Origin of the sequence: Pseudomonas sp. SJZ079, assembly GCF_007993865.1 — a bacterium.
Lineage (GTDB): Bacteria > Pseudomonadota > Gammaproteobacteria > Pseudomonadales > Pseudomonadaceae > Aquipseudomonas.
The window spans coordinates 1-12271 of sequence record NZ_VIUH01000038.1; the positions used below are offsets into that span (position 1 = coordinate 1).

The 12271-nt window shown below is 60.4% G+C and carries 14 protein-coding genes and 1 pseudogene; 6 read left to right on the top strand and 9 right to left on the bottom strand.

The annotated features are described in order from the left end of the window. Nucleotides 1-142 precede the first annotated feature (142 nt). Entirely contained in the window at nt 143-352 is a 210-nt protein-coding gene (locus FBY03_RS21780; RefSeq protein WP_004423761.1) for a cold-shock protein, read from the bottom strand. A gap of 322 nt (nt 353-674) precedes the next feature. On the opposite strand from FBY03_RS21780, the gene dcd reads away from it, so the two are divergent. Continuing rightward, complete coding sequence (gene dcd, locus FBY03_RS21785) at nt 675-1241, top strand: dCTP deaminase (RefSeq protein WP_147174437.1); 567 nt, start codon at nt 675-677, stop codon at nt 1239-1241. A 198-nt stretch (nt 1242-1439) separates the two neighbouring features. Here the strand turns inward: dcd and FBY03_RS21790 are convergent, their stop codons facing one another. The 4 genes from FBY03_RS21790 to FBY03_RS21805 form a co-directional block, all read right to left on the bottom strand. After that, nucleotides 1440-3953: a penicillin acylase family protein gene (locus tag FBY03_RS21790; protein ID WP_256678021.1), complete on the bottom strand. Its 2514-nt coding sequence runs from the start codon at nt 3951-3953 to the stop codon at nt 1440-1442. 424 nt (nt 3954-4377) lie between these two features. Then, nucleotides 4378-4842, bottom strand: coding sequence for a DUF2489 domain-containing protein (locus tag FBY03_RS21795; protein WP_147174439.1), 465 nt, complete (start codon nt 4840-4842; stop codon nt 4378-4380). A 7-nt stretch (nt 4843-4849) separates the two neighbouring features. After that, nucleotides 4850-5047 carry an SEC-C metal-binding domain-containing protein gene (locus FBY03_RS21800; protein ID WP_147174440.1) on the bottom strand — a complete coding sequence of 66 codons (198 nt, stop codon included), beginning with the start codon at nt 5045-5047 and terminating at the stop codon, nt 4850-4852. Between the two features lie 6 nt (nt 5048-5053). Next, on the bottom strand, nt 5054-5464 hold the full coding sequence (locus FBY03_RS21805; protein WP_147174468.1) for an LEA type 2 family protein: 411 nt from the start codon (nt 5462-5464) through the stop codon (nt 5054-5056). A gap of 199 nt (nt 5465-5663) precedes the next feature. Here FBY03_RS21805 and FBY03_RS21810 point away from each other — a divergent pair, with 199 nt between their 5' ends. Next, nucleotides 5664-6221: a hypothetical protein gene (locus tag FBY03_RS21810; protein ID WP_147174441.1), complete on the top strand. Its 558-nt coding sequence runs from the start codon at nt 5664-5666 to the stop codon at nt 6219-6221. Between the two features lie 86 nt (nt 6222-6307). On the opposite strand, the gene FBY03_RS21815 is transcribed toward FBY03_RS21810, so the two are convergent. The 3 genes from FBY03_RS21815 to FBY03_RS21825 all read right to left on the bottom strand — a co-directional run bounded on the left by FBY03_RS21815 (nt 6308) and on the right by FBY03_RS21825 (nt 8684). Continuing rightward, the gene (locus FBY03_RS21815) at nt 6308-7438 is read right to left on the bottom strand and encodes a hypothetical protein (protein ID WP_147174442.1); all 1131 of its coding nucleotides are present in this window, start codon (nt 7436-7438) and stop codon (nt 6308-6310) included. A 267-nt stretch (nt 7439-7705) separates the two neighbouring features. After that, nucleotides 7706-8185 carry a YchJ family protein gene (locus FBY03_RS21820; RefSeq protein ID WP_147174443.1) on the bottom strand — a complete coding sequence of 160 codons (480 nt, stop codon included), beginning with the start codon at nt 8183-8185 and terminating at the stop codon, nt 7706-7708. A gap of 4 nt (nt 8186-8189) precedes the next feature. Beyond that, the gene (locus FBY03_RS21825) at nt 8190-8684 is read right to left on the bottom strand and encodes a DUF6231 family protein (protein WP_147174444.1); all 495 of its coding nucleotides are present in this window, start codon (nt 8682-8684) and stop codon (nt 8190-8192) included. Nucleotides 8685-9114: 430 nt separating this feature from the next. Here FBY03_RS21825 and FBY03_RS23360 point away from each other — a divergent pair. The 4 genes and pseudogenes from FBY03_RS23360 to FBY03_RS21845 form a co-directional block, all read left to right on the top strand. Further along, nucleotides 9115-9477, top strand: a pseudogene (locus FBY03_RS23360) (OmpA family protein); the annotation flags it as partial. A 138-nt stretch (nt 9478-9615) separates the two neighbouring features. Further along, nucleotides 9616-10350 (top strand): OmpA family protein, encoded by a 735-nt coding sequence (locus tag FBY03_RS21835; RefSeq protein WP_256678020.1) that lies wholly within the window; start codon nt 9616-9618, stop codon nt 10348-10350. A gap of 154 nt (nt 10351-10504) precedes the next feature. Beyond that, on the top strand, nt 10505-10804 hold the full coding sequence (locus FBY03_RS21840) for a DUF1145 domain-containing protein (RefSeq protein ID WP_147174446.1): 300 nt from the start codon (nt 10505-10507) through the stop codon (nt 10802-10804). After that, a complete protein-coding gene (locus FBY03_RS21845) occupies nt 10797-11558 on the top strand; it encodes a collagen-like protein (protein WP_147174447.1) in 762 nt (253 codons plus the stop codon). Before FBY03_RS21840 ends, FBY03_RS21845 begins: the two co-directional genes overlap by 8 nt. 47 nt (nt 11559-11605) lie before the next feature. Here FBY03_RS21845 and FBY03_RS21850 read toward each other — a convergent pair whose 3' ends face one another. Next, the gene (locus FBY03_RS21850) at nt 11606-12070 is read right to left on the bottom strand and encodes a CopD family protein (protein WP_147174448.1); all 465 of its coding nucleotides are present in this window, start codon (nt 12068-12070) and stop codon (nt 11606-11608) included. Nucleotides 12071-12271 lie beyond the last annotated feature (201 nt).

Genomic DNA, 12271 nt, shown 5'->3' on the forward strand with positions numbered 1-12271 from the left:
CAGCAGGGTGCAGGGGCTGGTGTGTTTGGCGACTGCCAATTTACCTGCATCCCTGACTGTCAATCCTCTCTTCCCCGCGACAATGCGAAGAACCATAAAAAAGCCCCGCACGATGGCGGGGCTTTTTTGAAGTCAGTGCAGGTTAAACTACCTGAACTTCCTCAGCTTGCATGCCTTTCTGACCACGAGTGGCCACGAAAGTAACCTGCTGGCCTTCTTTCAGGCTCTTGAAGCCATCGCTCTGGATAGCTTTGAAGTGTACGAACAGGTCATCGCCGGATTGTGGGGTGATGAAGCCGTAGCCTTTTTCATCGTTGAACCACTTAACGGTACCAGTTTGACGATTGGACATGTGATGTCTCCTAACAAAAGTAATAGCAGCCCTGGACAAGCCGAGGCAGGGACTGAGTGCAACGAGTACTAGGAGTCGGACGATGTTTGGATCGAAATCTAGGCATCAAGTAGCGATTCGCGGTGACACATGCAGCACAGTGGGAGCACCATACGCTCTTTTGGCGCTGAGGGCGAATGCTCTGTGCGTCTTTCTGCTATTTATTGATTGATGAAGGTGAGGAAGCTTTATCCGCGGCACTCGTCAGCAGCCTTTGAACCGCATCGCCGGCCCCGGTAAGATGCGCTCAGTTTTTCACCATCAGCTATTCAGGACGCCTGCCATGAGCATCAAATCGGATAAGTGGATTCGCCGCATGGCCCAAGAGCACGGCATGATCGAGCCTTTCGTCGAGCGTCAGGTGCGCACCGAGGGCAGTCAACGGCTGATCTCCTATGGCGTCTCCAGCTACGGCTACGACGTGCGCTGCGCCGACGAATTCAAGGTGTTCACCAATATCAATTCGGCCACGGTCGACCCGAAGAACTTCGATGAGAAGAGCTTCGTCGATGTGAAGAGCGATGTGTGCATCATCCCGCCGAACTCCTTCGCTCTGGCACGCACCGTCGAGTACTTCCGCATCCCGCGCAACGTATTGACCATCTGCCTGGGCAAGAGCACCTATGCGCGCTGCGGCATCATCGTCAATGTCACGCCGCTCGAACCTGAGTGGGAAGGGCACGTGACCCTGGAATTCTCCAACACCACCACGCTGCCGGCGAAGATCTATGCCCACGAAGGTGTGGCGCAGATGCTGTTCCTCGAGTCCGATGAAGCCTGTGAGGTGTCCTACAAGGATCGTGGCGGCAAATACCAGGGTCAGAAAGGTGTAACGCTGCCCAAGGCCTGATGCCCGGGTGGTATGGCGGGTAAGGTGACGAAGCCGGGTAGATGCCCGGCTTTTTTGTGCCCGTGTGGCGGCGCTGGGTTAACGCCGGACAAAAGAAAGGGCGCCAATAGGCGCCCTAAAAAATGATCTATGGAGTAAGTCCACTTACTCAGAGCGGCTGTGTTGTGGATTAGTTCCGCAGCGGCTGAAAAACATTCGTTATTGGCCGGGCATCAGCAGCAGTCGCTTAGTGCCGTAGGTCTTCTCCAGGTTTTTCGACTGGAAGGGGAAGCTCATGTAGCGGCCTTTGAGCCAGGCATCGATGCCGTCAGCGTAGTGCCCACTCGCCGGGTTGCCGGACTGGCCCGAGCTGTTCAGGCCGATCAGTGGCTCCTCGCGGCCGAAGTCGACGACGAGGCGCATGGCCGGGATCAGCCAAGTGTCGAAGTCCTGTCCCCAGTGGTAGGCCGAGGCGTTCAGGGTGCTGTGATCGCCACCGGCCGGGAACGGGCCGCGATCGAGGTATCCATCAATGGCGTTGAGCTTGGCGCGTTGGCTGGCGTTCATGTATTTGGCCAGTTGTGTGGTTTCGCTGGCCCAGGTGTAGCTGTGCAACTTGCCCCACTGCCAGCTCGTGTGGTCGCCGCCCAGTTTGCTTTCGGCAAAGGTCACCGCGGCCGCCAGGCTGCGCGCGAGGATGGCGGGCTTGTCTTCTTTCTGCGGGGTGCCTCGATCGTCCCAGAAAGGACTGTCGTCGCGGGCGAGCAGGTGGTCGGCCTGGGCCGAGTAGGAACTGTTGGCGGTTTCCACCAAGGCCTTCCAGGCTGGGCTGGTGTCTGGCCCCAGTTCGTCGAGGAAGATCTGCCGCGCGCTCTCATGCAGGAAGGCGCCGTACAGCGCGGCGTCGACCGAGTTGGCGGCAAGCTTTCCGTCGAAAGCCATCAGGCGGCTGAGTGCCTCGCGGGCTTTCGCTCGCTCCGTTCCCGGTAGGGCGTCTATCGCTTGTTTCAAGGGAGCGGCCATGCCCGGGGCTTCGAACATGCTCTGCAGCTTGCCGACGAAGGGCGAGGTCTGATCGTATTGCATGGCAATCATGCTGGCCGTGTCGTGCTTGCCGCTGCCGGCCAGTTGCGCGATGCGCTCGGCACGCTCCGGGTAGTACCAGGAGTTGGATAGCTGCATGCCATAGCCGCGCGGGACTGTGCGCTGGTTGGCGGTGCCCAGCCAGCCTTGTGGCGGGTCTTGGTCGTAAGGGTGGAGCATCGGGTCGGCGAAACCGTCCCAGTCGTAGCGGCCGTCCCAGCCCGGCGAGGGCAGTAAACCGAGGCCTTCGCGGCGGTTGGGAAAGCGTCCGGTAACTTGCCAGCCAATGTGCTGGGCGTCGGCAAAGACAATGTTCAGCGGCATGGTGCGGACTTCACGGGTGGCCTCGAAGGCCTGTTCCACCGACTGCGCACGCGTCAGATCGAAAAGCGCGTCGAGGGTCTTGTCGGTCTCAAACTGAGTGGTCTGCAAGGCCAGACCGTAGCCACTGCTCAGTTGCAGGGGTTGCAGCCTGTGTTTGCGCTCGCCCAGCGCCGAATTCAGCAGGGGGCCATGGCGCGTTTCGTGGATGGTTTCGCGGATCGGTCGCTGGCCCTTGATGAAGAAGGTTTCCTGGCGCTCCATAGTGGGTAGCCATTTGCCGTCGGCCTGATAGTAGAGGCGCGTGCCTTGGCGTTTTACTTTCTCCAGGAACAGGTCCTGGTTGTCGCCCATGACCATGGTCATGCCCCAGCCGAGCTTGCCGTTGAAGCCGGCAACCACCGCCGGGACTCCGGCAATCGATATCCCGGCGACCTGGTACTTGGGTGAGCGGATCTGCACGAAATTCCACACCGAGGGCATGGACAGCGGCAGGTGCGTGTCATTGGCCAGCAGGCTCTTGCCGCTGCGGCTGTTCTGCGGGGCGATGGCCCAGTTGTTCGAGGCGGCGACGCCGAGCATGTGGGCGTCGGCGAATTGGCCGGTCGCGTCGCTGATAGCACTGAGGCCGGCGAGCTCTCCGTTGAGTGCTAGGCCCTTGAGCTTGTCCGCTTCCTCGAATGGCAGCGGTTCATCCGGGTAGGTCGGCAGCAGCCAGGCCAACTGGTCGCTGCCGACTTTCTGCGCCAGGACCAGGGTGGCGATTTCTTCCTGCAGATTGACCGACAGGCCGAAGTTCAGCAGGCAGAACACCAGCACCGAGTCTTCGGCTTTCCAGTAGGGTGGACGGTAACCGGACTCGGCCAGGTCCATCGGCAGCTTGTCGCGGTAGCGGAACAGGTAGGCGTTGACGCCGCGGGCATAGACCTCGAAGAACCGCTTGAGGCGTGGCGAGGCGTTGGCGTAGAGCACCTCGGCACTTTTTTTCAGGTTGACCGCGCGCATCAAGCGATCGATTTCCAGTACGCCGGGTCCCGCCATTTCCGCCAGCCGGCCTTCGGCCATCAGGCGCAGGCTCATCATCTGGCTGAGTCGATCACTGGCATGCACATAGCCCAGGGCGAACAGCGCATCATGGAAAGTGCTGGTTTCGATCAGCGGCATGCCTAAGGCATTGCGGCGTACCACTACGCTTTGCGTCAAACCCTGAACACGAACGATGCCTTGGTCTGGAGGCAGGCTGTCGGTGTATCGACTGTTAAGCAGCGATTGGCAGCCGCTAAGCGCCACTGTAGCGGTCAGTGCGGTGGCTAGGCTCAGGTGGGCCATTGGGCGAAACACGCGCGATAGCATGCAGCAGGCTCCTTGCAGAACGCAGGGTAAGGGCTGGGGTCAGTGCGCTGCTCAGTAGCCTAGCAGTGCGGGGCATATGGCCAGCCGCATCTTAGGGCGGTGGCAGATGTGTAAAGGTGAGTACGTTAGAGAGCGGCAAGGCACCTGGCAAGGGGCGGAGGCAGCGCTCGCTCCATTCGTGCGTTTATATTTCCCAAATCCTTGTGGGGGGATACCGCCGGGCAAAGGGGTGGCTGCATGGCGCGGGCGGTAGTTCAACGCACAAAGCGAAATCGAGTGTGCGAGTTGAGCCTGTGCCGGGGGGGTGTTGCTTGGCTCCCAGGCAGTGCTCTAGCGGGCTGGCGTCTACCGTCCATCCATCGTCGCGTACCGTGCCGGCGGCAATGCTATCAGTGGTGTGTCAAGCCCGTTTGGATGGGGGCTGCAGGGCATCGTCAAGCAGCCAGCGGGCGGCCGTGCGGGCGGCGGCCTTATGCTGCAACTCCAGTTCGTGGAAGTGCTTTTCGTGCTGGCGCCGCGTGGCCTTGTCCAGTGCTTTCCAGTCACCATGGGTCGGCACTTGGGCCGTGGCTTCAAACAGTTGATGGAACACCTGGCAGCGCGTGTCCTGGCTCAGTGCGCTGTCGTAGTTGTCGAGCAGCACCTTGATGCGGATGGCGCCTTCGATCAGCGGTAGCTGGCCGTCGAGCAGGCTGCCGGCAAGGATTTGCAGGTCGCCAGCCAGGCGCTCTCGGCGTTCATTGGTCGCCTGCTCCTGGCTGCGCTGTTGCGCCCAGACTCGGCGCCACAGATACAGGGCATACAGCGCCAGCGCCGTCAGCAGCGCTACACCAGTCACCAGCAAAACCAAGTTTAGGGTGCTCATCGGCGAGTCAGGCGCCGTGGCATTTCTTGAATTTCTTCTGGCTGCCGCAGGGGCAGGGATCGTTGCGACCAACGTCTTTCAAGGCGTTGCGCACGGGTTCCTGATGGTTGCAGTCGGGACCGTGTACATGGCCATGGTCATGCTGGTGGTCGTGGTCGTGATCATGGTTGCAGTCAGGGCCGTGGACGTGGGCTTGTTGGTTCATGCGTCGTTACTCCGGGATAAAATCGCCGGGAATTATCTCGCCATTTCGCTTCATGTGCACGCTGCGTCCGAACAACAAACCGGTTTTTACCTCGCCTTCGAGCTGATAGCGAATCGGTTCATCGGGATGCTCGAGCATTTTGACGATTTGCCGCACATGCCGCCAGAGGTTGGTGCGCACCGGTACATCGAACACATGGTGGCCATAAGCGGGAACGGTGAACCAGGCATCGGACTCGCCTTCCGCCAGTTTCACCTCATTGAGGTGGACCGAATAATCCAGGCCGCGGACCGGCAGGCTCATGCTGTTGGGGTTGTCGATGCGAAAACGCAGGACGAAGTGTTGTTCCAGCAGCTTGGCGCGGATGACCTCAACTTTCATCAGGCGAACATCTGGATCTTGGAAAGACCCCGTCATCCACGTGGAACATCCGCCGAGGCCTGCAAGTAGGGCTGAAAAAAGTAAGATCTTGAAAATTATTATTATTTTGCTCGGTGAAGACATTTCATACTCCGAATGACGCCCCAGTGTAACAAGCAACTGCTCGGCTGCAACGTGTTGTGAGGGCAAAAAAACCTGCGCCATACTGTATGTCGATTAGGACAGGAGTATGACCATGGATCTCTACGAGATTGCTTTTGCCGGCCAATTAGTACCGGGCGCCCAGTTGGACCAGGTCAAAGCCAATCTGGCCAAGCTATTTCAGGCCGATGCCCAACGCATTGCCATGCTGTTTTCCGGACGGCGCATCGTAATCAAGAACAACCTGGATGCCGCCGGTGCGGAAAAATACCGTGTCACATTGGCGCGTGCCGGAGCCCTGATCGAGGTGCTGGCCATGCCGGTGGTGGTCGAAGAGGTCGAGCTGGCTCCGCCACCGGCCATGCCAGTGCCCGCCCAAGCAGGCGTTCAACCGTCGGAGAGTGTCCCGGCGGGGCGACTGACTGTCGTGCCGCGGGATGAGTACATGGCGGCCTTCGCCGAGGTGGATGCGCCGGATTTCGGCATCGCCCCCTTGGGTGACGATTTGCAAGATGACAAACCCGAGCCTCAAGCGCCGCCACTCGACCTGTCGCAGTTCAGTCTGGCTCCAGCTGGTAGCGATATGGGGCAGGCGCGAGCAGAGCCCGACGCACCAGGGCCGGATATCTCGCACCTGAAGTTGCAGGAGTGACGCACCGAGGCCCGCGCGTGCGGGCCTTGGGTTTTTGCGACTCGCGCCTGGTCTGACTGCAGCCAAGACGTAGGTTTACCGCCGAGTCAATCGTTGGAGGCGGTTTGCTCCGTGGTTGCGCACTTGGCCTGAGCCTGTTCTGGAGTGAGGCTGCGGATCGAGGTATAGAACAGTTCGCAGGTCTGCAGTTTATCGCTTACCTGCCATTTCTGCGTGCAGCTGCTGAGGGTAGTGCTGGCGTCGGCGGCAGGGTTCTGCCCCATACTGGCCTGCCAGCAGGCTGCGGAGATGTCCTGGCCCATGACCTTGAGCCCGGCCTGGTCGGCCTTCTGTTGGTCGCCTCCGTAGTTTTCCGGATCGGCGGCATACCAGATATAGCTGGGATGGTTGGAGCCCAGCACGGCGACCGTGCGTCCGGCCGTCGGCGCGATCTGGCCGAGACCTAGTACGTCGAGGCTGACGCCATACTGCTGTTTTACCCAGTCGCGTACCGGTCCACCGAAGGCCACCATCGGTAGCGAGGGTGCTTTGCTGTCCGTGCTTGCGGTCAGCTGCGCGACCATGCTGCTCTGGTAAGCCTCGAAGTAGTCGTAGGTGCCTTCCAACGAGCTGCCGGCGCTGGCGGGGGCTGCGATGGGCGCGATGTCGATGATGGTCTGGTAGGCAGGGGTTAGTTCGGCCGGTATGCCGTTAACGCTGAGCAGGCTGGCCCAGCGGTCGGTGGTCTTGGATTCCAGGTAGTCCTGCGCCTGGGTCAGTGAATAGTCCGGCGGAAAATGCAACAACTCGACGCTGCGGCGGTTTTCCAAGGCCATGCCCAGCGGTAGGAAGAAGTACCAGCTGTATTGCCACTTGCCGTCGGCGCTCAGCTTGGCGGCGCCTTGGTAGGCTAGATCGCCGGCGTCCAGCAGGTTGGTGAGCGGTTGGCCGTAGCCCGTCGGCACGCCGCTGATCTGGGCATACAGCTGGTCGTTGTCGGTGCTGACGCTGACCTTGGCGGCGCTGTAACCGTCACGTTGTACGCTTTGGGTCAGGTAGTGCTCAACCGTTTGCGCCAGGGTCCAATCGCGATAGCAGATGACGTTGCAGTTGTTGGGGTAAGCGAACAGCTGGGTGACGCGAGCGGTGCTGCCCAGCTTCACCTGGACATCCGCCTGCACGTTGCCCGCCAGCATCAGGGCGGCCAGGCCGGCCACCCACCAGTTTCCTTGTTGCATGTGAATCTCCTTGGTGGCTTATCGAATCGAGCCTAGGTCGCTCGATTTCGTCGAAGCCTAGTCGGCTTCGGAATCAAGGCCAAGTAAGGGGCGGGGTGCAAGGTGGGCGAGTGGCCTGTGTGGTGCGTTCTATCTAGTCAATTTCGGCGTTTGAAGCCTTGACCCTGCGTTGCCGTTCCTCGCCATAGCCCGCTTTGACTCATCGCAGCGTCTCGTCGCAGGGCTCCAGCATCCCAACTTGAGTTAACCGTCTGGCCGTACAGGCTACTAGGTAAAACCTGCACAGCACTTCTTGAATTTCTGACTGCTGCCGCAGGGGCATGGATCGTTGCGTCCGGCCTTCAGCTCTACGCTGGGATCGATGAAGTACCAGCGTTCTAGGTGCTGCACGAAGGCTGAGCGTTCGCGATGGCTGTGCTCACCGTCGTCATCGTGCCAGCGCACGGTGAAGGTCACCAAGGCGTGCTCCGGTTGGCCAGCCAGGATCTCGGCGCTTTCCACCTCCAAGCCAAGCCAGGTGCTCTGGGCGCTCCAGGCGCTTATTGCGTCGCGATCCAGGCCGTCTTGCTGGGCGGGTAGGGTGGTCGCCAGCAGGTAGTCGACCTGACCCAGTACATAGGCGCTGTAGCGCGAGCGCATCAAGGTTTCCGCGCTGGGTGCCGGGGTGCCAGCGTGGTAACGGCCGCAGCACTCGTGCAGAGGCTTGCTGCTGCCGCAAGGACAGCTTGTGTGGGGAGTGGTCAGCATGCCATCACCACCAATACTTGCCGAAGTTTTCCGGATTGGCCCAAAACTTGGCGTTGAGCCAGTCCGGTACCTGTTTGTAGTCGAGCAGGTCGTAGGTGAACAGGTTGAGGATCTGCTCGCCGCGCTGAAAACGTTCGCTGGCTTGCAGGGCCAGGGCGTAGAAGTCGGTGTCCTGCCAGGCGCAAGCCCGCAAGTCGACCAACACCGCCATGCGGCTGGCATTCAGATTGCGAATACCGCCGAGCAGTTCCAGGCCGGTGCGTTTAGGCAGATGCTCTAGGCAGTCGACGATCAGTGCTAGATCGAAGCGATGTGCAGCTACATCCGCCGGCAAGGCGCCCGCTACGGCGTGAGTGATCTGGCAATCCGCGTGGGCAGCCTGGAATGCGGCGATGGCCGGCAGTTCGCTGGCGCCGATCAACAGCAAGCGGCTCGGGGCATAACGCTCAAGCAAGGCGGCCAAAGCTTGTTGTGGCGTGCGGGAAGAGATACTAGTCATCGAAAATCCTCGATCAAGTCCGGAAAGACTAACGCGCTGGCGCGAGATGGCCTAGAACGATCATTTCTCCCAAGTGAGTCAACCATATCTGGCGGATTCTAAAACTGGCGTCTTTACTCCATAAGTATCGGTTTTGGACCGATTTCCCACAGGAGACTTGTTTATGAGCATCACAAGGAAAGCAGTACCCCTGATCTTGGCGACCAGCCTCTTGACTGGTTGTGCTGGCTTGCAGAAGAGCGACTGGCCGATGTGTGCCGCTGTCGGGGGTGTAGGCGGCGCTGCGCTGGGCGCGATCGAAAGCTCGACATGGGCTGGCGGTGGCGCGCTTGTCGGTGCCGGTATGGCGGCAGCATACTGCTGGGTGCATGGCGCCGAGGCAGAAAAAATGGCGATGGTTGAGGAGGTTATGGTCGAGGAGCCCATGGCGCCTGAACCCGCTGAAATGGTCAGAGTCGAGTTGGACGTGAAGTTCGATTTCGACAAATCGGTAGTCAAAGAAGGCAGCTACGGCGACATCAAGAACCTGGCTGATTTCATGCAGCAGTTCCCGCAAACCACCACGGTTGTTGAGGGTCACACCGACTCCATCGGCACTGATGCTTACAACCAAGGTTTGTCAGAGCGTCGTGCTAACGCTGTGCGTGACGTCCTGGTCAACCAGTATGGTGTCTCGGGTAGCCGGGTCAACGCGGTAGGCTATGGGGAGTCTCGCCCTGTTGCCGACAACGCCACTGCGGAAGGGCGTGCCATCAACCGTCGGGTTGAGGCTGAGGTCGAAGCCCAGCAATAAGCGTTCGTTCGCGCTTGGCAGCAATTCCAAGGCTTTGGCAGGGATGCCTGTTGGCCTGTAACTATGCTTGTGCAGTTCGAGTTGTGGGTCTTTACTCCTGTGTTATCGGCGCTTAGCCGGTGACACAGGAGACTTCCCATGAGAACTAACCTCGCAACGGTTATTCCTCTTCTCATGGTCAGTAGTGTTCTTGCTGGTTGTGCCACGACGTCCAGTTCGGGAAATGTGCCACTCAACCAGAGGAACTGGCCTCTTTGCAGTGTGATTGGCGGCCTGGCCGGAGGTGGCTTGGGCGCAATCGAAAATTCTACCTGGGCAGCAGGCGGTGCCGCAGCAGGCGCGCTAGTGGGCGGCCTGATCTGCTATGCGCAAGATGGCGATGAAGACGGCGATGGCGTTTTCGATCGGCGAGATCGTTGTCCTGGCACGCAGGCCAATACGCCGGTGCATCACAATGGGTGTGCGCTCAAGGAGTATTCCAGCAGCCTGGCAGTCATATCGCCCGAAGTCGTTGAAGTGGCCGAGCCGGTTCGCGTCGAGCTGGACGTGAAATTCGACTTTGATCAGGCCGTGGTCAAACAGGGCAGCCAAGCCGACATCAAGAGTCTGGCTGACTTCATGAAACAGTACCCGCAGACCACCACGACCGTCGAAGGGCACACCGATGCCATCGGCACTGATGCCTACAACCAAGGTCTGTCCGAGCGCCGTGCGCATGCCGTGCGCGATGTGTTGGTCAAGCAGCACGGTATCGCAATCAGCCGGGTTTCGTCCGTTGGCTACGGTGAGTCTCGACCTGTTGCCGACAACTCTAGCGAATCTGGACGCGCCATCAATCGTCGGGTAGAGGCTGAGGTCGAAGCACGGCCTTGATCCACCTCAGGCAATCCGACCGGCAGCGCCTCACGCTGTCTTCGGTGAGGCTGCGCCTGCGCCGGTATTTATTGGTTTATCGCTTTTTTCCGGCTGGTGCGGGCAACCAGCAGCAGTTAAGGTGCGGCCAAAGAATAATCTGCAAGGGGCGGGTATGACGACTTTCTTAGGCCTGGGCAAAGTGGTGGCGGCGTTGTTCTGGGGCGTGCTGTTGGCCAATCTGTTCGATCCGTTTGCACAGCCTTTCTCGCTGCTGCTGCATGTGCTCGGTGGCTTGATTTTGCTGATTCATGGGGCTGAACTGCTGCTGTTCAAGAGTCGCCTCAACGGGTGTCCGCGGCCTTGGCAGGAGCGTGCGCAGGTCATGTTCTTCGGCATATTCCATGTGATGGGGTTGCCGCAGCTGCAACCTCAAGCAGCGCTCGAAGTGCCACAGGAGCTTGAGCATGCGTAGCCTCTTGTTATTGGCTGTGTTGTGCAGCCCGATGGCGTTGGCGCAGGCCTTGATCGAAGTCGAGTCCCACGCACTGCTGCGTTTGCCGGCCACCACCGACGTGTTGTTGATCGAGCGGTTGAGCATCGCCGACAACGGCACCTTGATGATTCCACCGGGGCTGGCTGAAATTCGCGTCAGCGAACTGCGCCTTGGTCGTGAAGCTCGGATTGCCATTGCGCCAAGCGAGCGACCTTTTCGTTTGCACGTCGGTCATGGCGAAATTGCCCCCGGCGCACAGATAAGTGCGCGTGGCGCCCCTGGTTCTCGGCTTAAACAGTCATTGCCTGGACGCACGCTGAGCATTCGCCTGGAGAACGTGGTGACTGATGTATTGATAGTCGATGCTCGCGGCGGTTCGGGTGCGCCAGGTTACGCAGGCTTGGATGGCGCCGATGGTGAGGCCGGTGGTTGTGCTTGGGGGCAGGCCAGCCGCGGCTATGACGGGCAGAACGGCGGCGACGGGCAGACTGGCACGGCGGGTGGCCGGGTTCGCGTGGAAGTGCCGCAGGCGTTTCCGCTCGAGCGTCTGCAGATTCGTTTGGATGGCGGTGCCGGTGGCCCGGCAGGCAAAGGTGGTAGCGGCGGTAGCGGTGGTGCAAGCACCGGTTGCTGGCTCTACAGTGCCGACGGCGCTGCCAATGGACGGCCCGGCCAGGCGGGGCGCGCGGGCGTCCAAGGTGCAGCGGGTGATCTGAGTCTAGTGCGCTTTTAGCGCCGTACAGGGCGGCTCAGGAGCGGGTCATGCGCTCCTGGCGCGGCTCAGAAACCGGGGCGTACCGCGGCGATGCTCACCACGAACAGCCCCAATATCAGGTTCAAACCCACCAGACGGCGTATCCGTCCGAGGACTGCGCCGCCGCTCGGCCAGTCTTCGGCGGCTACCGCGCGGCGCAACTCCGGCAATTGCAGCGCCTGCACGCGAATAAACAGCGCGAGCATGACCAGATAGAGCCCCATCATGATGTGCACGTAACGCGGGGCGCCTTCGAAGCCGGCAAAGCGCAGGTGCAGCATGCCCACGCCGGTAATCGGCAGCACCAGCACGGCGGCCCATACCCAGAGGAAGAAGCGGCTGAACACCGCGAGCCACAATTTCAGTCGCGCCGGGGCTTCCAGCGCACTGACTGCGGCGGGGCGGAGGATCATCCAGGCGAAGAACATGCCGCCTACCCAGATGAGGGCGGCAAACAGGTGCAGGGCATAGGTCAAAGCGTGAGGCGTCATGCAGGTACTCCAGTCAGGTAAAAGTCCGTTGTAAAACCACCGCGTAGTACGCGTGTTGCTGCACCTTGAGGGCAGGCTTTCGAGCCGGCAGCGGTGAACGCCTGTTCGCGCGTCGCCAAACAATCGACGGGCTCAAGAGGCCATGCCCTGTTGAGATACGTGACTTTGGCATGCGCCAGGCTTAGCGCTCATTGGCATCCA

What these genes read in the sequence shown, in the direction of transcription:
- FBY03_RS21780 (WP_004423761.1), bottom strand. Translation starts at nt 352, where the DNA reads ATGTCCAATCGTCAAACTGGTACCGTTAAGTGGTTCAACGATGAAAAA.
- dcd (WP_147174437.1), top strand. Translation starts at nt 675, where the DNA reads ATGAGCATCAAATCGGATAAGTGGATTCGCCGCATGGCCCAAGAGCAC.
- FBY03_RS21790 (WP_256678021.1), bottom strand. Translation starts at nt 3,953, where the DNA reads ATGGCCCACCTGAGCCTAGCCACCGCACTGACCGCTACAGTGGCGCTT.
- FBY03_RS21795 (WP_147174439.1), bottom strand. Translation starts at nt 4,842, where the DNA reads ATGAGCACCCTAAACTTGGTTTTGCTGGTGACTGGTGTAGCGCTGCTG.
- FBY03_RS21800 (WP_147174440.1), bottom strand. Translation starts at nt 5,047, where the DNA reads ATGAACCAACAAGCCCACGTCCACGGCCCTGACTGCAACCATGATCAC.
- FBY03_RS21805 (WP_147174468.1), bottom strand. Translation starts at nt 5,464, where the DNA reads ATGACGGGGTCTTTCCAAGATCCAGATGTTCGCCTGATGAAAGTTGAG.
- FBY03_RS21810 (WP_147174441.1), top strand. Translation starts at nt 5,664, where the DNA reads ATGGATCTCTACGAGATTGCTTTTGCCGGCCAATTAGTACCGGGCGCC.
- FBY03_RS21815 (WP_147174442.1), bottom strand. Translation starts at nt 7,438, where the DNA reads ATGCAACAAGGAAACTGGTGGGTGGCCGGCCTGGCCGCCCTGATGCTG.
- FBY03_RS21820 (WP_147174443.1), bottom strand. Translation starts at nt 8,185, where the DNA reads ATGCTGACCACTCCCCACACAAGCTGTCCTTGCGGCAGCAGCAAGCCT.
- FBY03_RS21825 (WP_147174444.1), bottom strand. Translation starts at nt 8,684, where the DNA reads ATGACTAGTATCTCTTCCCGCACGCCACAACAAGCTTTGGCCGCCTTG.
- FBY03_RS21835 (WP_256678020.1), top strand. Translation starts at nt 9,616, where the DNA reads ATGAGAACTAACCTCGCAACGGTTATTCCTCTTCTCATGGTCAGTAGT.
- FBY03_RS21840 (WP_147174446.1), top strand. Translation starts at nt 10,505, where the DNA reads ATGACGACTTTCTTAGGCCTGGGCAAAGTGGTGGCGGCGTTGTTCTGG.
- FBY03_RS21845 (WP_147174447.1), top strand. Translation starts at nt 10,797, where the DNA reads ATGCGTAGCCTCTTGTTATTGGCTGTGTTGTGCAGCCCGATGGCGTTG.
- FBY03_RS21850 (WP_147174448.1), bottom strand. Translation starts at nt 12,070, where the DNA reads ATGACGCCTCACGCTTTGACCTATGCCCTGCACCTGTTTGCCGCCCTC.